Below are 20414 nucleotides of genomic sequence, written 5' to 3'. Positions count from 1 at the left end.
GGGCCCCGGCCGTGCAAAATCAGGCGCGACGACGCCGCTTCGTCAGTCGGACGGTGGGCAGCGGCGGGGCCGGGATGCGCTCGTCGCCGTGGGTGACGACGTGCCCGAAGCGGGGGGTGTCCGCCTCCCACTCGTCGCGCGCGGCGACGATCTCCTCGTGGCTGCGCCCGACGAAGTTCCACCACATGACGATGTCGCTCTCGAACGGCTCGCCGCCGAGCAGGAACACCGTGACGTCGGTGGGCGCGCCGATCTCGATCCGCTCGCGCCCGACGCCGAGGTAGAGCAGGTCGTTGTCGCCGAGGGCGACGGGCTCGTCGGCGGAGTGCACGAGCGGCGCACCGTCGACCCCAACGATCGCGTGCTCCCACGCGGGGTTCAGCGGGATCCGTATGCGAGCACCGGCCGGGATGAAGACCTCCGCGCCGACGATGGGCGTGTACATGGTGGCGGGAGAGCGGATGCCGGCGAGCTCGCCGACCACGACGACGGCCGCCGCGCCCTCGCCGAGTTCGACGATCGGCAGATCGGTGTGCCGCTCGAAGTCCGGCCCGCCGTGCCGGCGCGCCTCGGGCAGGGCCACCCAGAGCTGGAGCGCGTCGGTGACGGACGGCTCGTCGCCCATCGAGTACTCGGAGTGCGCGATGCCGGCGCCGCTCGTCATGATGTTCAGCTGTCCGCGCTTGATGACGACGTCGGAGCCGATCGTGTCGCGGTGCCGCGTCTCGCCCGCGAAGGGCCACGTCACCGTCTGCAGCCCGATGTGCGGGTGCGGCTCGACCCGCATCGTCGTGACCTGCGGCCCGAACCGGTCGAGGAAGCACCAGGCGCCCACCATCAGCAGCTCGCGCTGCGGCAGCGCGCGGTGCACCTGCATGCCCCGCACCCCGCCGAGCGGCACCTCGCGCGAGGTCAGCAGGACGGAACGCGGGCCGTCGCAGGATGCCGGGGCGTCGACGGTCTCGGTGGGATCGGCGTCGAGGCGGGTCATCCGGTCACTCCGCGTCGGGTGAGACGACGGTGAGGCCGCGAACGTCGTTGCTCTCGAGGTACCCGGCGACGAACGGGCACGTCGGGACGACCTCGGCGTCGCGTCGCGCGAGGTCGGCGAGCGCCTCGGAGACGAGGATCTTGCCGAGACCCTGGCCCTTGTAGGCGGGGTCGACCTTGGTGTGGGGCATGACCGTGCGACCGGCGTCGTCGGTCGTGATGAGCGTGTACCCGGCGACCGCGCCGTCGACGTGGATCTCGTAGCGGTTCTTCTCGTCGTTGCGCGTGACCGTCGGTGCGGCGTCGTGTGCCACGTTGACCCCCTCTGTCGTGTGGGTCAACCGTATGCGGCCCGTGCGTCTTCCCGCCAGGACCCCGCGTCTCCGCCCGTGCCGTTCGTCGCGCCGGTCGCGCCGCTCGTCGCAGCGGCACCCGTCCGAGCGGGGAGGCGCGGTATCCCTCTTCTTACCCTGTCGTGTACGCAAAGACGCGCCCTGAAGGAGTCGCCCATGTCAGCACCGTCGCGCCGTGGCAAGGCCGCCACGCTCGAACCCGATCCCTCCCTTCCCCCCGTCGCCCTCACCGAGGAGCAGAAGACCAAGGACGGCCGCTGGACGCCGCTGAAGATCGTCGTCTGGGCGCTCATCGCCCTCGCCGGCGGTCTCGGCTGGACGATGCTCGCGATCGTCCGCGGTGAGACCGTCAACGCGATCTGGTTCGTTTTCGCGGCCGTCGCCACCTACCTCATCGGCTACCGCTTCTACTCGAAGGTCATCGAGAAGCACCTGCTGCGGCCCGACGACCGTCGCGCCACGCCCGCCGAGGTCAAGCAGGACGGCAAGGACTACGTCCCGACCGACCGTCGGGTGCTCTACGGCCACCACTTCGCCGCCATCGCCGGCGCGGGCCCGCTCGTCGGTCCCGTCCTCGCGGCGCAGATGGGCTTCCTCCCCGGCACGATCTGGATCATCGTGGGTGTCGTCCTCGCCGGCGCCGTGCAGGACTACACCGTGCTCTTCTTCTCGATGCGCCGCGGCGGTCGCACCATCGGCCAGATGGCCCGTCAGGAGCTCGGCCGCATCGGCGGCACCGCCGCGATCATCGCGTCGCTGCTGATCATGCTGATCATCGTCGCGATCCTCGCCCTCGTCGTCGTCAACGCGCTCGGCGAGAGCCCGTGGGGTGTCTTCTCCGTCTCGATGACGATCCCGATCGCCCTGTTCATGGGGCTGTACCTGCGGTACCTCCGCCCCGGCAAGGTTACCGAGGTCTCGATCATCGGCTTCGTCCTCCTGATCGCCGCCATCGTCGCCGGTGGCTGGGTCGCCGAGACCGCGTGGGGACAGGAGTTCCTGCACCTCGACCGCACCGTGATCGCCTGGGGCATCATCATCTACGGCTTCATCGCCGCGGTCCTCCCGGTGTGGCTGCTGCTCGCCCCGCGCGACTACCTGTCGACCTTCATGAAGATCGGCGTCATCGTGATGCTCGCCGGCGCCATCGTGCTCGTGCGCCCCGAGATCACCGTCCCGGCCGTCACCGACTTCGCTCTCGAGGGCACCGGGCCGGTGTTCGCAGGTCCGCTCTTCCCCTTCCTCTTCGTGACCATCGCGTGCGGTGCTCTCTCGGGCTTCCATGCGCTGATCTCGTCGGGCACGACGCCGAAGCTCGTCGAGAAGGAGCGCCAGACGCGCTTCATCGGCTACGGCGGGATGATCATGGAGTCGTTCGTCGCGATCATGGCCCTCGTCGCCGCGATCTCGATCGACCAGGGCATCTACTACGCGATGAACGCGTCGGCCGCGGCCACGCAGGGCACCGTGGAGGGTGCGGTCGCGTTCGTGAACTCGCTCGGCATCACCGGGGTCAACCTCACCCCCGAGATGCTCACGAGCACGGCGGCCGCGGTCGGCGAGGAGTCGATCGTCTCGCGCACCGGTGGTGCGCCGACCCTCGCGCTCGGCCTCGCGCACATCATGCAGCAGGCCCTCGGCGGCCCCGCGATGATGGCGTTCTGGTATCACTTCGCGATCATGTTCGAGGCTCTGTTCATCCTCACGGCGGTGGATGCCGGTACCCGCGTCGCGCGCTTCATGCTGCAGGACTCGATCGGCCACTGGGTCCCCAAGTTCCGCGACGTCTCGTGGCGTCCGGGCGTGTGGATCACGACGGCGATCATGGTCGCCGGCTGGGGAGCGATCCTCATCCTCGGCGTCACCGACCCGCTCGGCGGCATCAACACGTTCTTCCCGCTGTTCGGCATCGCCAACCAGCTGCTCGCCGCGATCGCGCTCGCCGTGGTCCTCGCGATCATCGCCAAGCGCGGCCCGTCGTTCGTGAAGTGGCTGTGGATCGTCGCCCTGCCGCTCGCGTTCGCCGCGGTCGTGACGATCACCGCGTCGGCCTACAAGATCTTCTCGCCCAACCCGGCGATCGGATACTGGTCGAACCACTTCCGCTACCGCGACGCGCTCGCCGCCGGCGACACGACCCTCGGCACCCCCGAGGTCATGGGCGCCGTCATCCGCAACACCTTCGTGCAGGGCACCCTGTCGATCGTGTTCGTGACGCTCGCGATCATCGTGATCATCGCCGCGGTGGCGGTCACGATCATCGCGATCCGCCGCGGCGGCGGCGAGAACCACGAGGACGAGCCGGTGCCCTCGCGCCGCTTCGCCCCGGCCGGCTTCATCGCCACCCCCTCCGAGCGCGAGCTCGACAAGCAGTGGGAGCCGATCCTCGCCGACGAGCGCGCGGCGAACCGGCACTGAGAGGGCCCCGGAAATGAGTACTCGGACGGATGCCGCGGTCTCGCCGATGCGAGCGATGCTCGACCTGATCGTGCGGGCGGGCCGCGGCATCCGCTGGTACATGACCACCCTCATGGGCGACACGGCCTACGCGACCTACGTCGCGCACCACCGGCGCGTGCACCCCGGGGAGGAACCGATGACCGAGCGGCAGTTCTGGCGTCAGAAGATGGACGACCAGGACCGCAACCCGGGCGCCCGCTGCTGCTGACGCCCGCGATCTAGGCTCGTCGCATGACCGATGCCGTCGTCCTCGCCGCCCTGCTCGGCGTGGTCGGCGGCATCGTGCTGTCGGCCGTACTGCTGCTCGCGCGACGCTACGCGCGCGGCGCGGGCGGGCTCGGCAGCGAGGCGGAGGAGGCCACCTACCGCGCGCTGCACCAGGCGAGCCTCGCCGCGCCCTACCTGCGCGGCGGGCTCGACACCCCCGACGTCGCCCGCGCGGCGAAGCACCTGCGGGCGGTGCTCGGCAGCCGCGCCGTCGTGCTCGTCGTCGGCGACGTGATCGTCGCGCGCGACGGTCAGACCGAGGGATTGGATGCCGCGGCCCGCCGCATCGCGGCGCAGGTGACCGAGACGGGCAAGCGCCGCATCTTCCCCCGCGCCGACGGCGGCGACGGGCTCGAGGCGGTCGGCGCGCCGATCCGCGTGGACGGGCGGGTCTCGGGCGTGCTCGTCGCGTTCGCCGCGCCCGTCCGGGCGGCGCTCGTGCGCGCGGCGGGGGAGGTGGCGGACTGGTGCGCGGCGCAGGCCACGCTCGGTGAGCTCGACGCCTCGCGGGCGGCGCTCGCCGAGGCCGAGCTACGCTCGCTCCGCGCCCAGATCTCGCCGCACTTCATCTACAACGCGCTGACCGCGATCGCCTCGTTCATCTCCACCGACCCGCCGCGCGCCCGCGAACTGGTGCTCGAGTTCGCCGACTTCACGCGGTACTCGTTCCGGCGCCAGGGGGAGTTCACGACGCTCGCCGAGGAGCTGCGCAGCATCCACTCCTACCTCGAACTCGAGCACGCGCGCTTCGGCGGACGGCTGTCGGTGACGCTGCGGATCTCGCCCGAGACGCTCGCCACCGTCATCCCGTTCCTGTCGGTGCAGCCGCTCGTCGAGAACGCCGTCCGGCACGGGCTCGAGCCGGGGGAGGGCGGCGGCACGATCCTGATCGCGTCGGAGGACGCCGCGACCCACACCGAGATCACCGTCGAGGACGACGGTGCGGGCATGGATCCCGACGAGCTGCACGCGCTGCTCACGAGCGCCGCCGACGGTCGCAACGTCGGCCTGCGCAACGTCGACACGCGGCTGCGCCAGCTGTACGGCGCCGAGGGCGGACTCGTCGTCGAGACGGCGCCGGGCGCGGGTACCCTCGTGCGCATGCGGATCCCGAAGTCGCAGCCGCACCACCTCACCCGGGAAGAGGCATGAGCGCCGTAATCGACGTCCTCGTCGCCGACGACGAGAAGCCGGCGCTCGACGAACTGGCCTTCCTGCTGCGCGCCGACGACCGGATCGGCGAGGTGCTGACGGCGTCGTCGGGCGCCGAGGCGCTGCGACTGCTCACCGAGCGGCCGGTCGCCGCCGCGTTCCTCGACATCCACATGCCGGGGCTGTCGGGACTCGAGCTCGCGACGGCCCTCCGCGGGCTCGCGTCCCCGCCGGCGGTCGTGTTCGTCACCGCCGACGACGCGCACGCCGTCGACGCGTTCGAACTGCAGGCGCTCGACTATCTGCTCAAGCCCGTCCGGGTCGAGCGGCTGCATCGCGCCGTCGACCGCATCACCGAGAGCGATCGCCCCGCCGAGAGCGACGAGGTGCTGCCCGTGACCGTCGGCTCGGCGGTGCGGTTCGTGCACCGCCGCGACGTCCGCTGGGTGCGGGCCGAGGGCGACTACACGCGCCTCCACACCGACGCCGCCTCCGGGCACCTCGTCCGCATCCCGATCTCCGAGCTCGAGACGAGGTGGGCGGATGCCGGTTTCGTCCGCATCCATCGCTCGTTCCTCGTGCGGGCGGCATCCGTCACCGAGGTCCGGCTCGCGGGTGCCGAACCGACGGTCTGGGTCGACGGGACCGCGCTGCCGGTGAGCCGGCGGCTGCTGCCCGCCGTCCGCGAGGCGCTCGTCGGGCGGGCGGGGTCGTGACCCGCGAGCGGGTGCGCGTCACCGCAGGGTCGGGGCGGCCCGGAGTTCCCACGCGCGGCATCGCGCTGCCGGGCGCGCCCGTCGACGACGCCGAGGCGGCGTACGCACGCGCCCTGCGGCGCTCGCAGCTGCGGCTCGCGCTCGGGACGCTGCTCGGGTTCGTGACGGTGACCGTCGCGCTGCTGCTGGCCATCACCCTCATCCCCGAACTCGACGAGATCGTCGTGCTGGGGGTGCCGCTGTCGTGGCTGCTGCACGCCTTCGGGTTCTACCCCGTGATCGCGGGGTTCGCGGTCCTCTACCTGCGCGGGGCGAACCGCAACGAGCGCCGCTGGCGCGCGCTCCGCGACGAGGGCGCATGAACGCGGTGCTCGACCTGCTCGCCGTCGCGGCCGTCGTGGGCGCGACCGTCCTGATCGGGGCCTACGGGCTGCGGGTCTCGCGCACGACGAGCGACTTCTTCGTGGCATCCCGCACCGTCCGGCCCGTGTGGAACGCGTCGGCGATCAGCGGCGAGTACCTCTCGGCGGGGACGTTCCTCGGGCTCTCGGGCCTCGTGCTGCTGAGCGGGGCGGAGGGATTCTGGTTCCCGATCGGGTACGCGGCGGGGTACCTGCTGGTGCTGCTGTTCGTGGCGGCCCCGCTGCGGCGGAGCGGCGCGTACACGATCCCCGACTTCATCGAGGCGCGGCTGGACTCGCGCCTCGCGCGGCGGGTGACGAGCGCCGCCTGCCTGCTCATCGGGTGGCTGTACATCGTGCCGCAGCTGCACGGGGCGGGGATCACGCTGCAGGTCGTCGCCGACATCCCGCCGTGGGTCGGCGCCGTACTCGTCGCGGTGCTCGTCGCCGCCGCGGCGGCGGCCGGGGGGATGCGGGCGATCACCTACGTGCAGGCGTTCCAGTACTGGCTGAAGCTGACCGCGCTGCTCGTGCCGGCCGTGCTCATCGTCTTCGCCGTGAACGGCGGGGCGCGCGAGATCGACCCCCTCGTGGTCTTTCCCGCCGAGGCGGGACCCGCGGGCATCGACGCGTATGCCGCCGGGTCGCTGCTGCTCGCGCTCCTGCTCGGCACGATGGGCCTGCCGCACGTGCTGGTGCGGTTCTACACGAGCCCGACGGGTGGGTCGGCGCGGCGGACGACCGTGCTCGTCATCGTCATGGTCAGCGTCTTCTACGCCGTCTCGAGCGTCATCGGGCTTCTCGCGCGGGTGGTGGCGCCCGAGCTCGCGCAGCCCGGAGTGGCCGACACGGTCGCGCTCCTGCTGCCCGCGCGGGTGTTCCCCGGCGTCGTAGGGGAGCTGCTGACGGCGCTCGTGGTCGCCGGCGCGTTCGCCGCGTTCCTCGCGACCTCGGCCGGGCTCACGGTCTCGCTCGCGGGGGTCATCAGCCAGGACGTGTTCTCGGGCTCGGTCCGCTCGTTCCGCCTGTCGGCCGTCGTCGTCGCCGTCGTGCCGCTCGCGATCGCCCTGCTCACGGCGCCGGCGGGGCTGGTCGCTTCGGTCGGAGTCGTGTTCGTGTTCGCGGCATCCGCTCTGTCTCCCGTGTTGCTGCTGTCGATCTGGTGGTCACGGTTGACGGCGCGCGGCGCCGTGGCGGGCATGGTGACCGGCGGCGTCGCGTGCGCCGTCGCGTTCGCCGTGCACGCCGCCGTCGGCGGGATCGGGCTCGCGGCGCCGCTGCTCGCGCAACCGGCGGCCTGGACCATCCCGCTCGCGACGGCCGTCACGATCGTCGTGTCGCTCACCGACCGCGCCGGCGCGCCCGTGCGGGCGGGCGCCTACCTCGCCCGGCTGCACACCCCCGGCCGCGGCTGAGCGGGCCGCTGGCCGTTCTCCGGAGATTCTGCGGGGTCAGGGCTGCCGACGCGCTGGATGCCCCATTTTCTCCGGAGAACGGCTCGCCGCGGTTTCCGTGTCCGCGTCGGCCCCCGGCCCCGCAGATCCGCCGGAACGATCGCTCCGACCGGCCACGTCCCGGTTGTGGGAGAGCAGAATGTGCGCATGCGTCGGTCTCGGAGGTGGTCCGTCCTCGGTGCGGCCGTGGTCGTGTCTCTGCTCAGCGGGTGCGCCGCGTCCTCGTCGCCGTCTCCGTCGTCCCCGTCCGCGGCCGCCACGCCGTCCCCGTCCGCGAGCCCCACGCCGACCCCGCCCGCAAACCCGTCCCCCGACCCGGTCGCCGCCCTCACGCTCGAACAGCGCGTCGGTCAGCTCTTCATGGTCGGCACGAACGCGACGACGGCATCGCCGGCGACCCTCGCCGCCGTCGCCGACCGCCATGCGGGCGGGATCTTCCTCAGCGGCCGGTCGCGCGCCGGGATCGCCGCCACCGCGGACGTCGTCGCGAGGTTCACCGCGCTCGGCCACCCCGACGGCGCGCCGCTGTGGGTCGCGACGGATCAGGAGGGCGGCGAGGTGCAGGTGCTGCAGGGTCCCGGGTTCGACGCGATGCCCTACGGCATCCGTCAGGCCGACCTCAGCGACGCGCAGCTGCGCGCATCCGCCGAGGAATGGGGCCGCGAGCTCGCCGCCGCGGGCATCAACCTCGATCTCGCCCCCGTCGCCGACATCGTCACGAGCAAGGCGACCCGCTTCGACAACCCGCCCATCGGCGGGTACGGCCGGCAGTACGGGTACGACGCCGAAACGGTGGCGGCGAAGGCGGGTGCGTTCGCCGAGGGGATGCGGGATGCCGGCATCCTGCCCACCTTCAAGCACTTCCCGGGCCTCGGCCACGTCGCGGCGAACACCGACACCGCGGCGGATGTCGTCGACACGACGGTGAGCCCGGACGGTCCCGACGTCGCCGTGTACCGGCCGCTGACCGAGGCGGGGCCGAGCGCCGTCATGGTCTCGTCGGCGATCTACGGCCGCATCGACGGATCGAGGCCGGCGGTCTTCTCGCCCACGGTGGTGAGCGTCCTGCGCGACGAGATCGGGTTCGACGGCGTGCTGTTCTCGGACGACCTGTCCGCCGCCGTGGCGGTGTCGGCGTGGTCACCGGCCGAGCGCGCCGTCGATGCGATCTCGGCGGGCGTCGACGTGGTGCTCGTGTCGGCGAAACCGTCGGTCTTCCCCGCCATGTACGACGCCGTGCTGGCGAAGGCGCAGAGCGACCCGCAGTTCGCGGCGCAGGTGGATGCCGCGGCCGCGCGGGTGCTCGCCGCGAAGGCCGACATGCCCTGACCCGCGCGTCGCGTGCCGGATGCAGGGCGAAACACCTCGTCGTGGCCGATCGGCGGCCGGCGGAGTCGATCCGACCTGCACCGGGCACACCGTCCCGCCGCCCGTGAGGCAGACTCGAGGGATGACCTCGACGCTCCGGGACCGCATCCCCGTCGGGTCGACCCCCGACGCGGTGTACGAGGGTTTCCTCGAATGGACGATCGAGCGCGGCATCGAGCTCTACCCCGCACAGGACGAGGCGGTCCTCGAACTCGCGTCCGGGTCGCACGTGATCCTCGCGACGCCGACCGGCACGGGCAAGTCGCTCGTCGCGGTCGCGGCACACGCGGCATCCCTCGCCCGCGGCGGCCGCACGTACTACACGGCTCCCATCAAAGCCCTCGTCAGCGAGAAGTTCTTCGCCCTCGTCGACATCTTCGGACCGGATGCCGTGGGCATGGTCACGGGCGACTCGTCGGTGAACCCCGACGCGCCGATCATCTGTTGCACGGCCGAGATCCTGGCGAACAGCGCGCTGCGGCTCGGTCCCGAGGCAGAGATCGACCAGGTCGTGATGGACGAATTCCACTACTACGGCGATCCTGACCGCGGCTGGGCGTGGCAGGTGCCGCTGCTGCTCCTGCCGAAGGCGCAGTTCCTGCTGATGTCGGCGACGCTCGGCGACGTGTCGGCGATCTCGGCCGACCTCGAGCGGCGCACGGGTCGACCGGTCGCGCACATCGCCGGCGCGGAGCGCCCGGTGCCGCTCGACTTCTCGTACGCGCGCCGCCCCGTGCACGAGGTGCTCGAGGGGCTGCTCGAGAACGGCGAGGCCCCGGTCTACATCGTGCACTTCTCGCAGGCCGCCGCCCTCGAGCGCGCGCAGGCGCTGTCGAGCGTGAAGATCACGACGCGCGAGCAGCGTGACGCGATCGCCGAGACGATCGGCGGCTTCCGCTTCACGACCGGGTTCGGCAAAACGCTGTCGCGGCTCGTCCGCGCGGGCATCGGGGTGCATCACGCCGGGATGCTGCCGCGCTACCGGCGGCTCGTCGAGACGCTCGCGCAGCGCGGGCTGCTCCGCGTCATCTGCGGCACCGACACGCTCGGCGTCGGCATCAACGTGCCGATTCGGACGGTGATGATCACGGCGCTGTCGAAGTACGACGGCACGAAGATGCGGCAGCTGTCGGCGCGGGAGTTCCACCAGATCGCCGGGCGTGCGGGGCGTGCGGGCTTCGACACCCACGGCAGTGTCGTGGTGATGGCGCCCGAGTGGGAGATCGAGAACGCCGTCGCGCTCGCGAAGGCGGGCGACGATGCGGCGAAGCGCAAGAAGATCGTGCGCAAGAAGGCGCCGACGGGGGTCGTCAACTGGGGCGAGGGGTCGTTCGAGCGGTTGGTGGCGGCCGAACCAGAGCCGCTGTCGCCGCAGTTGAAGCTGACCTCGGCGATGCTCATCAACGTGATCGGCCGCGGCGGCGACGTGTTCGCGAACGTGCGGTCGCTCGTCTTCGACAACCACGAACCGCGCGCGCGGAAGTACGAGCTGGCCCGCCGGGCGATTGCGTTGTTCCGGACTCTCGTGGCGGCGGACATCGTCGTGGCGGATAGCGACGGCATCCGTCTCACCGTCGATCTGCAGCCGAACTTTGCGCTCAACCAGCCGCTGTCGCCGTTCGCCCTTGCCGCGATCGACCTGCTGTCGCCGGAGGACGGCGAGACAGGGACGGGGCATTACGCGCTCGACGTGGTGAGCGTCATCGAGGCGACGCTCGACGATCCGCGCGCGATCCTGTCGCAGCAGGAGTACAAGGCGCGCGGCGAGGCGGTCGCGGCGATGAAGCGCGACGGCATCGAGTACGACGAGCGCATGGAGCTGCTCGAGGCGGTGACGTGGCCGAAGCCGCTGGCCGAGCTGCTGGCGCAGGCGTACGAGACGTTCGCGTCGAGTCAGCCGTGGGTGCGCGATTTCGAGCTCTCGCCGAAGTCGGTCGTGCGCGACATGTTCGAGCGGGCGATGTCGTTCGGTGAGTTCGTCTCGTTCTACCAATTGGGGCGCAGCGAGGGGCTGGTGCTGCGGTACCTGTCCGACGCGTACCGCGCGATCCGGCAGACGGTGCCGGCCGAGGCCCGCACCGACGACCTGCTCGATCTCATCGAGTGGCTCGGCGAGCTGGTGCGGCAGGTCGATTCGAGCCTCGTTGACGAGTGGAACGCGCTCGTGAACCCGGCGGACGACCCCGAGGCTCCCGTCGTGCCGCCCGCGCCCCCGTCGGTGCTGACAAACCGTCGAGCGTTCGTCGTGCTGGTGCGCAACGAGATGTTCCGCCGGGTGCAGTTGGCCGCGCTGCAGGACGACGATGCGCTGGTCGAGTTGGATCCGGATGCCGCCTGGCCCGACGTCCTCGACCGGTACTTCGACGATCACGACGAGATCCTCACCGGCGGGGCGGCCCGCAGCCCCGCGTTGTGCGTCATCGACGAGTCGTCGGCGTCCGACGGGGTGTGGCGGGTGGAGCAGATCATCGACGACCCGGCGGGCGACCACGATTGGCGGATCCGCGCGGAGGTCGACCTCGAGGCATCCGTCGAAGAGGGCGCTGCGGTCGTGCGGGTGACCGAGGTCGTGCGGCTTTAGAGCTCGCGGGTCCAATCCTCGCCGTCGCGTGTGAAGACGATGCGGGTGTGACGTCGGTCGGGGGAGCCCTGCCAGAACTCGATGCGCTCGGGGACGAGGCGCCAGAGCACCCAGTCGCCGGGCGCGAGGAGCGCACCGGCCGGACTGCCGGCGATGTCGGCCGCGCTCTCGTCGGGTGCGGCCTCGCGCACGGCGCCGCGGACGCGCACGGCGCGCGTGACGGGCTGCCACCAGAAGCTCAGCGCGGCGGCGGGGTTCTCGGCGAGCTGCGCGCCTTTGGCCGACGAGCGCGGACCGGCGAACTGCCAGCCGTCCGCATCGACCCCTTTGAGGATGAGGGTGCGCGCGTCGGGGCGACCACCGGCATCCGCTGTGGCGAGGGTCGTCGCGCGCGGTTCGGCGACACCGGCGTCGGCGGCGTGGCGGATCCACGTCTCGAAGAGGGTGATGGGGTCGGCCGGGAGGTCGGAGGGGTCGAGCGGCGGCGGAGATCCGGTGAGGGACGGCTGGGCTCGGAGCCACCGGGTGAGCTCGTTCATGCTCCCATCCTGCTCCGAGGTGTCACGATGTCGGTGCGGGCGGGCAGACTGACCCCGTGGCGACCTACCTGGCATTCCTGCGTGCGATCAACCTGGGGGCGAAGCGGGTGTTCCCGAAGGAAGACATCCGGCGCGTCGTCGAGAGTGTCGGGTTCGAGGAGGTCGCGACCCACATCAACACGGGCAACGTCCGTTTCGAGTCGCGGATGCGGTCGCGCCAGCGGATCGAGCGGACATTGGAGGCGGCCTTCGCCGCGAATCGCGGGTTCGAGGTGCCGACGATCGTGTTCTCGACCGCGGAATTCCGCGAGGTCGCACGGCAGACGCGTGAGCTGGATGATGCGAACCCCGGGCTCGCGCGCCATTACGTCTACCTGCTGAAGGACGAGCTCTCGGCAGCGCAGATCGCGGAGATCGAGGGTCGTGCGGACGAGCGCGGTGGGATGGTGGTGCGGGGGCGCGCGGCGCACGCGCTGCTGCAGCCCGGGTACCAGGACGGTGCGGTCGATCCGCTGGGCGCCGCGTCGTTGCTGGGGGTCGCGACGAACCGCAACGCGAACGTCATCGGGACGCTCGCCGAGAAGTGGTGCGGCGCGTGAGCGCCGTGATCCGCGAGCCGGTCGCGGCGGATGCCGAGGCGATCGCCGCGCTGCACGTCGCGACGTGGCGGGAGACGTACGCGCATCTGCTGCCGGAGGACTTCTTCACCGACGAGGTCCTGGAGCGGCGTCGGCGGATGTGGACCCGGATTCTCGCCGAGCCGCGACCGGAGCATGTCGTGCGGGTGGCCGAGTCGGACGGTGAGCTGATCGGTTTCGCGATGTCGGGGATCTCCGATGAGGGGATGCCGCAGCTCTACATGCTCTAAGTCGTGGCGGCGCAGCACGGCAGCGGGATCGGGCAGGGACTGTTCGACGCCGTCATCCCCGCGGGTCCGGCGGGCCTGTGGGTCGCGAAGGAGAATCCCCGCGCGATCGCCTTCTACCGCCGCAACGGTTTCGCCTTCGACGGCGCGGAGCAGACGGATCCCGGCACGCCGGGCATCGTCGAGGCGCGGATGGTGCGGTGAGGCATCCGCTTACCGCTGCCGTGATGGCGGTTCTGAACGAGGTGGATCCGTACGGTCTCGAGCCCGGCGGGAAGGACGGCTGCCCGGTCGACGAGTACGCCCCGGAGGCCTCGGCGTTCGCGGGGGTCCTGACGAGGCGCGGGAGGGCGACGGTGGACGATGTCGATCGGATCTGGCAACGCTGGTTCAACGAGCCGCTGACCGGCGTGATCGGCCGGGACGCCGTCACGGAATTCGTCGCACGCCTGAACGACCTGACGCAGCGTTAGAACGGTGGTGGTCCGGGTGGGTCGACGGTGAATTGCGGGATGCGGCGTTCGGGCCTCACGAGGTAGACCCGGCCTGCGGGTGAGGTCCATTCGAGTGCGCCGCCGGGTTTCGCTCTGACCTGCCAGTCGGAGTGGTGTTTGAGGGTGTGATGCCCGCGGCACAGCGGTGCGAGGTTGTCGGCGGCGGTGGTCCCGCCGTGATGCCAGTCGACGGTGTGGTCGAGGTCGCACCGGTCGGCGGGGATCCCGCAGCCGGGTGCCATACACCGGGCGGCCCGCCAGGCGACCAGCCGTCGAAGGTCGGCCGGGGGCCGGTACTGCTCGCGTCCGACAGAAAGGACGACTCCCGTCTCGGGGTGGGTGAGCACCCGCATCCACCCGGATGCTGCCCCGCACAGCTCCCGGGCGCGGTCGAGGGGGATCGGGCCGACACCGTCGACCTGCGCGGCCGGGCCGTCGCCGGTGAGGAGCGTGAGGGCGGGGACGGTGACCGCCACAGTCGGACGGATCCCGCGCGCGGTCTCGGGCAGCGCGTCGGTTTCGCCGTCGAGGAGCAGATCCCCGAACACATCGGCGCGTTTCTGATCCAGGGTGCGCTCATCGTCGGCGGAATCGAGAGTCTTCGCGATCGCGGTGAGACGCCCGGCGATCGCGTGCGCTTCCACCGCGGGCAGGTGCGCGGTCAGCCACGCCATCCCATCCACCCCCGCATCCACCCGTACGTGCCGGTGCGCGACCGCGGCGGCGTGCTGCTCGGCGAGGCTGGCTTCCTGCTCGCGGTCGACGATCCGTTTCATCGCGCGCCGGAACGGCCCAGTCGGCAACTCCTCCGCGAGGCTCAGCACCTCGTGGACGAGTCCGGTGGTCACGGTCTCGACCTGGTCGAGCTCGTCGACGATGATCGTCGCGTGCGTTTCGGTGATGTCCGCGCGGCTCATCGCCTCCCACACCTGCGGGTACCGACGCAGCAGCGCATGCCCGACACCCATCAACCGTCCCGCGGCGTGCTCAGTGATCCGCAATGCGGCTGCGACCTCGAGCCGCACCGATCGTTCCACGAACGCGACCGGTTCCTCCCGCCGCCGCGCATCGGCGATCGCGTCATCCCACAACTCGACGATGCACGCATACCGCTGCGCCGCATGCACCGTCGCCATGTCGGCACACATCACCACCCAGTCCAGCGCGGTCGGGATCCCCTCCGGGACCTCGTCGCGAGGAGCGGGCGAACTGGACATAGTCCCAGACTAGGACGGGGTTCCGACATCCCCTCCGGCACCGTCATCCCGCCGCAGCCTCGGGCACGCCGCCCGCTCTCGGCGCCCCACCCGGGCGCCTCATTCACACCCCGCCGAGCCCCCGCATCCACGCCACTTCGCGCGTAATCTGCCCCGTCGCGATGAACCTCCGCACCTGGTGCGTTTCCGCCAGGACCCGCGCGAGCTCCGACAGATCCGCGCCGGCGAACCCGAGCGACTGCCAGAACCCGCCCGATCGGCGGCTGAACAGCCACGCGGTCGTCGCACCTTCTTCCGCGGCGCGATCGAGTGCGAATCTCGCCAGATCGGTCCCGCGACCGCGCGCCCGTGAAGAAGACACCACCGCCACGCTCCGGATCAGCGCGTGGTGTCCGTCGCGGCTCAGCTCGTAGCCCGTGCTACCGACGATCCGACCCGACTCGTCCCGCTCGACCCACAGCCGCACCGACGGCTCGTCCAGCCCGGTCACCGTCAGGTCGACCTCGCGCAGGAACGCCTCGACCTCACCGGCATCCGCCGTCATGCACCTGCTCAGTTCCATCCCCGCTCCTCCCCGTTCCCGCGGCGCGCCCCCGCGTCGAGACTGCACGAGCGAGTCGAGACTGCGTTCGGCGCCGCATCCTCGTCGCCCGGGTGCAGTCTCGCGAGTCGGTCTCCCCATCCTCGCAAGGGCGCGGGCGCCGTCCACATCCGCAGACCGTGTCGGATGCCGCGGCTAGGGTTGACCGGGTGAGTGACGGCGGATGGCAGAACGACCCCTACGCCGATCTCGTGTGGGATCCCGACGACGTTCCGCCACCGGACGACTTCGACTCGCCGCCTCCGCCCGACCCGCGGTTCGACGACTACGCCGCGTCCGTCGCCCGCGCGACGCGCGCCGAACCGGCACGCCCCCAGCCCGCGCGAACCCAGCCCGCACGCCCCGCCGCACCCCCGGCATCCGTCCTGCGTCTCGAGCGGCGTGACCACGTCGGCGACGATCCGGTCAAGGTCCTCACCGAGGTCTTCGGCTACACGGCGTTCCGCGGCGACCAGGGCGACATCGTCTCGCACGTCATCGCGGGCGGCGACGCGGTCGTCCTCATGCCGACCGGCGGCGGCAAGTCGATCACGTACCAGGTGCCCGCGCTCGTCCGCCCCGGCACGGGACTCGTCGTCAGCCCGCTGATCGCGCTCATGCACGACCAGGTCGACGCGCTCATCGCCAACGGTGTGCGCGCGGCGTTCCTGAACTCGACGCAGACCCCGGCCGAGCGCGCGGGTGTCGAGCAGGCGCTCCTCGACGGCGAACTCGACCTCATCTACGTCGCACCCGAGCGGCTGTCGGTCCCCGCGACGACCGCGCTCCTGCAGCGCGCGCAGCTCAGCGTCATCGCGATCGACGAGGCCCACTGCGTGTCGCAGTGGGGCCACGACTTCCGCCCCGACTACCTCGCGCTCGGCGACCTGGCCGAGCGGTTCCCCGGCGTTCCGCGCATGGCGCTCACCGCGACGGCGACCCGCGCGACGCACACCGAGCTCACCGAGCGCCTGCACCTGCAGGGCGCACGGCATTTCGTCGCGAGCTTCGACCGCCCGAACATCCAGTACCGCATCGAGCCCAAGGTCGACATGCGTCGCCAGCTCGTGCAGTTCGTGCGCTCGCAGCCCGAGGGCGCCGCCGGCATCGTCTACGCGCTCAGCCGCAAGTCGGTGGAGCAGACGGCCGAGTACCTGCGCACGCAGGGCGTCGACGCGCTGCCGTACCACGCGGGATTGGATGCCTCGATCCGCGCCCGGCACCAGTCGAGGTTCCTCCGTGAAGACGGTGTCGTCATGGTCGCCACGATCGCGTTCGGCATGGGCATCGACAAGCCCGACGTCCGTTTCGTCGCCCACATCGACCTGCCCAAGTCCGTCGAGGGCTACTACCAGGAGACCGGTCGCGCCGGCCGCGACGGCGAACCCGCGGTCGCGTGGATGGCGTACGGGCTCGGCGACGTCGTGCAGCAGCGGCGCCTCATCGACCAGTCGCCCGGCGACCGCACCTACAAGATGCGGATGGGGCAGCACCTCGACGCGATGCTCGCCCTCTGCGAGACCGTCTCATGTCGGCGCCAGAACCTGCTGAACTACTTCGGCCAGTCCTCGGATGCCTGTGGCAACTGCGACACCTGCCTCACCCAGCCCGATACGTGGGACGGCCTCATCGCGGCGCAGAAGCTCCTGTCGACGATCGTCCGCCTGCAGCGGGAGCGCAACCAGGCGTTTGGCGCCGGGCACCTCATCGACATCCTCCGCGGCGCCTCGACCGAGCGCATCCGCCAGCAGGGCCACGACAAGCTCTCGACGTACGGGATCGGGAACGATCTGTCCGAGCAGGACTGGCGCTCCGTCGTCCGCCAGCTGCTGGCCCGCGGCATCCTCGTCGCGCAGGGTGAGTACGGGGTGCTGACGGTCGGCGAGACCGGGGCCGCCGTGCTGCGCGGTGAGGAGCCGGTGCCGCTGCGGCGCGACGTCCTCGGCCGCACCGGTGGGGGAGCGACCCGCGCGAAGAAGTCGTCGACGGCCGACTCGTTGCCCGAGGGCGACCGCGACCTGTTCGAGGCGCTCCGGGCATGGCGGGCCGAGCAGGCCCGCGAGCAGGGCGTCCCCGCGTACATCGTGTTCGGCGACGCGACGCTCCGCGCCCTCGCCGAGCACCGCCCGCGCTCGGTCGGCGACCTCGACGGCATCACCGGCATCGGCGCCAAGAAGCGCGAGGCCTACGGCGAGGCCGTCGTCGCCGTCATCGCCGCGAACGCCTGAGCCGCGAACGCCTGAGCCGCGAACGCCTGAGCCGCGAACGCCTGAGCCGCGAACGCCTGAGCCGCGAACGCCTGATCAGCCGTCGCGGAGGGCGCGCGTCATCCGGGTCAGCAGCTCGAACGCCTGGCGACGCTCCGGCGCGGACAGCTCGGCGAGCATCCGGTCCTCGACCGTCTTGACCGCGGCACTCGCCTGCGCGCGCTGCCGCCGCCCGGCATCCGTCAACGTCACCGGCAGCGCCCGCCCCTCGGACGCGGTCGTCGCGCGGGTCACCCAGCCTTCGCGCTCGAGGGACTGCAGCAGCACGTTCATGCTCTGCCGCGTGACGAAGGCTCCCCGTGCGAGCTCGGAGTTCGAGAGACCGGGTCGCTGCGCCAGCAGCTCCAGGCAGGAGTACGACGTGACGGTCATCCCGAGCGGCCGGAGCACGTCCTCCATTGCGATCCGCAGCGCGCTCGAGGCCTCCTTGAGCAGATAGCCGAGCGATGTGGGGAGGTCGATCTCTTCCGACTGGACCATGTCAGAAGTCTGACATACAGTGGTCGGTGTCAGAAAACTGACACAAAGAAAGGATGCCTCATGCCCACCATCGGACCCGATTTCGTCTCCCTGCAGGTCACCGACCTCGACGGCTCGCAGCGGTTCTACGAGCAGTACCTCGGACTCGTGCGCTCACCCGCCGGACCCCCGCACGCAGTGGTGTTCGACACCGCCCCGATCGCCTTCGCCCTCCGCGACCTCGTGCCCGGAACCGACCTTGCGGCGATCGACCATCCCGGAGTCGGAGCTGCCATCTGGATGCGAGCCACCGACGTGCAGGCGATCCACGACACCCTGGTCGCCGACGGCCACACGATCGTCGCCGCGCCGATCGACGGCCCGTTCGGCCGCACGTTCACCTTCGCCGACCCGGACGGCTACCGGATCACCCTCCACGACAAGGCGTGATCCCCATGTGACGTAACACTCTTACCTCCCGTGACCACGCGGCGTGCGGCCGTGGAGCGGGCGTGCTCGGATGAGGTCTGCACCCGTCCTCATCCGTCCTGGAGTCCTCATGACCCGTCCCCTCCGCGCCACCCTCGCCGCCGCAGTCGGCGCCGCGCTCGTCGCGGCGCTCGCCGGCTGCGCCGGCGCCGGCACCACCCCCAGCTCCAACGCCGCCGCGGGCGAACCGCAGACCGGTGGCACCCTGACCTACCTCGAACCGCAGACCTGGAACACGCTGTACCCGGGGTCGGGCGGTTTCTACCCGAACGGCGGTGTCATCAACAACATCACCGACCGCCTGCTCTACCAGGACCCCGAAACCCTCGAGCTCGAGCCGTGGATCGCCGCCGAGCTGCCCGAGGTGAACGCGGATGCCACCGAGTACACGTTCACGCTCCGCGATGACGTCACCTACTCCGACGGCACGCCGCTCGATGCCGAGAACGTCGCGAAGAACTTCGACCTGCTCGGCCTCGGCGACCCCGACCGGAAGTTCACCGTCTCGGAGCAGGTGACCAACTACGAGAGCAGCGAGGTCCTCGACGAGCACACGGTGCGCTTCCACTTCAGCGCCCCCGCACCCGGTTTCGCGCAGGCGACCTCGGCGATCAACGCGGGCCTCCTCTCCGACGAGACGCTCGACCGCACGAGCGAGGAGTTCGGCCCGGGCAACGCGACCGAGATCATCGGGAGCGGCCCCTTCGTCGTCGCGTCCGAGGAGATCGGCACCAAGATCAGCCTTACGGCGCGCGATGACTACGACTGGGCACCCCCCTCTCTCGAGCACCAGGGACGCGCCTACCTCGACGGCATCGACTACGTCGTGGCCGCCGAGGACAGCGTGCGGGTCGGCACCGTCGTCTCGCGTCAGGCGCACATCGCCCGCGGCATCGAAGCGCCCGACGAGGCGCAGTTCTCCGCCGACGGCCTGCACCTGCTCGCCTCGGCGACGAACGGCGTCAACAACGGGCTGAGCTTCCGCCTGCGCGATCCGATCACCTCCGAGCTCGCCGTTCGCCAGGCGCTCATCGCCGGCATCGATCGTCAGGCGATCGTCGACACCCTCTTCAGCGACAGCTACCCCCTCGCCACCGGCGCCCTCGCGACCACGGCGCGCGGGTACACCGACACGTCGGAGTTCTACGTGTACGACCCCGACCAGGCGACGAAGCTCCTCGACGACGCGGGCTGGGTGCCCGGTTCCGACGGGATCCGCGAGAAGGACGGCACCCGCCTCTCCCTCACGGTCAACGAGGCGCTGCCGCAGCCGCGCTCCCGCGAGGTGATCACCCTCATCCAGGACCAGCTGAAGGACATCGGCGTCGAGATCACCCTGCTTCCCGGTGACCAGGCGGCGCAGGATGCCGCGCGCGGCGTCCCCGGCGAGCTGCAGGTGTACCACTCCATGGTCGGCCGCGCCGATTACGACGTCCTGAAGTCGCAGTACTACTCCGGCAACCGCAACGCGCTGCTGAACGGGTACCCCGACGGGTCGGTCGCCGATGAGGAGATCGACGCGCTGCTGCTGGCGATCGCCTCGAGCCCCACCGAGGAGGGCCGCCAGGAGGCATCCGCCGCGGCCCAGCAGCGCCTCGCCGCGCAGGCCTACATCCTGCCCTTCTTCGAGGAACCGCAGGTCTACGGCTACGTCGACGCCGTCCACGGCTTCGCGACCGAGTCGATCGGCCGCCCGTCGTTCTACAACACCTGGCTCGCCCAGTAAGAAGTACGACCGACCCGGATGCGGGGAGGCGACCCC

Annotated in this window: 21 protein-coding genes; 15 read left to right on the top strand and 6 right to left on the bottom strand. The window is 71.2% G+C overall.

Annotation, left to right across the window (positions count from 1 at the left end; all coding sequences use genetic code 11):
- Positions 1–19: 19 nt before the first annotated feature.
- On the bottom strand, positions 20–991 hold the full coding sequence (locus Q9S71_RS04165) for a pirin family protein (protein ID WP_311860708.1): 972 nt from the start codon (positions 989–991) through the stop codon (positions 20–22).
- A 4-nt stretch (positions 992–995) separates the two neighbouring features.
- Positions 996–1304: a GNAT family N-acetyltransferase gene (locus Q9S71_RS04160; protein ID WP_311860707.1), complete on the bottom strand. Its 309-nt coding sequence runs from the start codon at positions 1302–1304 to the stop codon at positions 996–998.
- A gap of 195 nt (positions 1305–1499) precedes the next feature.
- Here Q9S71_RS04160 and Q9S71_RS04155 point away from each other — a divergent pair, with 195 nt between their 5' ends.
- From Q9S71_RS04155 to Q9S71_RS04120, 8 genes are all read left to right on the top strand, one after another.
- On the top strand, positions 1500–3761 hold the full coding sequence (locus Q9S71_RS04155) for a carbon starvation CstA family protein (RefSeq protein ID WP_311860706.1): 2262 nt from the start codon (positions 1500–1502) through the stop codon (positions 3759–3761).
- Positions 3762–3774: 13 nt separating this feature from the next.
- Entirely contained in the window at positions 3775–4011 is a 237-nt protein-coding gene (locus tag Q9S71_RS04150) for a YbdD/YjiX family protein (protein WP_311860704.1), read from the top strand.
- Between the two features lie 23 nt (positions 4012–4034).
- On the top strand, positions 4035–5222 hold the full coding sequence (locus Q9S71_RS04145) for a sensor histidine kinase (RefSeq protein WP_217529950.1): 1188 nt from the start codon (positions 4035–4037) through the stop codon (positions 5220–5222).
- On the top strand, positions 5219–5938 hold the full coding sequence (locus Q9S71_RS04140; protein ID WP_311860702.1) for a LytR/AlgR family response regulator transcription factor: 720 nt from the start codon (positions 5219–5221) through the stop codon (positions 5936–5938). The genes Q9S71_RS04145 and Q9S71_RS04140 overlap by 4 nt, the downstream gene beginning before the upstream one ends.
- A complete protein-coding gene (locus tag Q9S71_RS04135; protein WP_311860701.1) occupies positions 5935–6300 on the top strand; it encodes a heavy metal transporter in 366 nt (121 codons plus the stop codon). Before Q9S71_RS04140 ends, Q9S71_RS04135 begins: the two co-directional genes overlap by 4 nt.
- The gene (locus Q9S71_RS04130; protein ID WP_311860700.1) at positions 6297–7754 is read left to right on the top strand and encodes a sodium/solute symporter; all 1458 of its coding nucleotides are present in this window, start codon (positions 6297–6299) and stop codon (positions 7752–7754) included. Before Q9S71_RS04135 ends, Q9S71_RS04130 begins: the two co-directional genes overlap by 4 nt.
- A 186-nt stretch (positions 7755–7940) precedes the next feature.
- The gene (locus Q9S71_RS04125; protein WP_311860699.1) at positions 7941–9122 is read left to right on the top strand and encodes a glycoside hydrolase family 3 N-terminal domain-containing protein; all 1182 of its coding nucleotides are present in this window, start codon (positions 7941–7943) and stop codon (positions 9120–9122) included.
- 121 nt (positions 9123–9243) lie between these two features.
- A complete protein-coding gene (locus Q9S71_RS04120; protein WP_311860698.1) occupies positions 9244–11742 on the top strand; it encodes a DEAD/DEAH box helicase in 2499 nt (832 codons plus the stop codon).
- On the opposite strand, the gene Q9S71_RS04115 is transcribed toward Q9S71_RS04120, so the two are convergent.
- Complete coding sequence (locus Q9S71_RS04115) at positions 11739–12281, bottom strand: pyridoxine/pyridoxamine 5'-phosphate oxidase (protein ID WP_311860697.1); 543 nt, start codon at positions 12279–12281, stop codon at positions 11739–11741. The genes Q9S71_RS04120 and Q9S71_RS04115 overlap by 4 nt on opposite strands.
- Before the next feature lie 56 nt (positions 12282–12337).
- On the opposite strand from Q9S71_RS04115, the gene Q9S71_RS04110 reads away from it, so the two are divergent.
- Genes Q9S71_RS04110 through Q9S71_RS04095 form a run of 4 tightly spaced genes read left to right on the top strand, consistent with a single transcriptional unit; the run spans position 12338 to position 13619 of the window.
- Complete coding sequence (locus tag Q9S71_RS04110) at positions 12338–12880, top strand: DUF1697 domain-containing protein (RefSeq protein ID WP_311860696.1); 543 nt, start codon at positions 12338–12340, stop codon at positions 12878–12880.
- Positions 12877–13149 (top strand): hypothetical protein, encoded by a 273-nt coding sequence (locus tag Q9S71_RS04105; RefSeq protein WP_311860695.1) that lies wholly within the window; start codon positions 12877–12879, stop codon positions 13147–13149. The genes Q9S71_RS04110 and Q9S71_RS04105 overlap by 4 nt, the downstream gene beginning before the upstream one ends.
- A 3-nt stretch (positions 13150–13152) precedes the next feature.
- Complete coding sequence (locus Q9S71_RS04100) at positions 13153–13350, top strand: N-acetyltransferase (RefSeq protein ID WP_311860692.1); 198 nt, start codon at positions 13153–13155, stop codon at positions 13348–13350.
- Positions 13347–13619: a hypothetical protein gene (locus tag Q9S71_RS04095; protein ID WP_311860690.1), complete on the top strand. Its 273-nt coding sequence runs from the start codon at positions 13347–13349 to the stop codon at positions 13617–13619. The genes Q9S71_RS04100 and Q9S71_RS04095 overlap by 4 nt, the downstream gene beginning before the upstream one ends.
- On the opposite strand, the gene Q9S71_RS04090 is transcribed toward Q9S71_RS04095, so the two are convergent.
- Both Q9S71_RS04090 and Q9S71_RS04085 read right to left on the bottom strand, forming a co-directional pair.
- On the bottom strand, positions 13616–14857 hold the full coding sequence (locus Q9S71_RS04090; protein ID WP_311860688.1) for an HNH endonuclease signature motif containing protein: 1242 nt from the start codon (positions 14855–14857) through the stop codon (positions 13616–13618). The two genes, Q9S71_RS04095 and Q9S71_RS04090, sit on opposite strands and share 4 nt — an antisense overlap.
- Positions 14858–14960: 103 nt before the next feature.
- Positions 14961–15419, bottom strand: coding sequence for a GNAT family N-acetyltransferase (locus tag Q9S71_RS04085; protein ID WP_311860686.1), 459 nt, complete (start codon positions 15417–15419; stop codon positions 14961–14963).
- 188 nt (positions 15420–15607) lie between these two features.
- On the opposite strand from Q9S71_RS04085, the gene recQ reads away from it, so the two are divergent.
- Complete coding sequence (gene recQ, locus Q9S71_RS04080; protein WP_311860685.1) at positions 15608–17665, top strand: DNA helicase RecQ; 2058 nt, start codon at positions 15608–15610, stop codon at positions 17663–17665.
- Positions 17666–17740: 75 nt separating this feature from the next.
- On the opposite strand, the gene Q9S71_RS04075 is transcribed toward recQ, so the two are convergent.
- Positions 17741–18184 (bottom strand): MarR family winged helix-turn-helix transcriptional regulator, encoded by a 444-nt coding sequence (locus tag Q9S71_RS04075; protein WP_311860684.1) that lies wholly within the window; start codon positions 18182–18184, stop codon positions 17741–17743.
- A gap of 60 nt (positions 18185–18244) precedes the next feature.
- Between Q9S71_RS04075 and Q9S71_RS04070 the strand changes: the two genes are divergently transcribed.
- Both Q9S71_RS04070 and Q9S71_RS04065 read left to right on the top strand, forming a co-directional pair.
- Positions 18245–18613 (top strand): VOC family protein, encoded by a 369-nt coding sequence (locus Q9S71_RS04070; RefSeq protein WP_311860682.1) that lies wholly within the window; start codon positions 18245–18247, stop codon positions 18611–18613.
- A 109-nt stretch (positions 18614–18722) separates the two neighbouring features.
- On the top strand, positions 18723–20378 hold the full coding sequence (locus Q9S71_RS04065) for a TIGR04028 family ABC transporter substrate-binding protein (RefSeq protein ID WP_311860680.1): 1656 nt from the start codon (positions 18723–18725) through the stop codon (positions 20376–20378).
- The last annotated feature ends 36 nt before the right edge of the window (positions 20379–20414 follow it).

Source organism: Microbacterium gawkjiense (assembly GCF_031932225.1).
In the GTDB taxonomy this organism is placed as follows: domain Bacteria; phylum Actinomycetota; class Actinomycetes; order Actinomycetales; family Microbacteriaceae; genus Microbacterium; species Microbacterium gawkjiense.
This window is presented reverse-complemented; position numbering and strand designations above follow the sequence as displayed.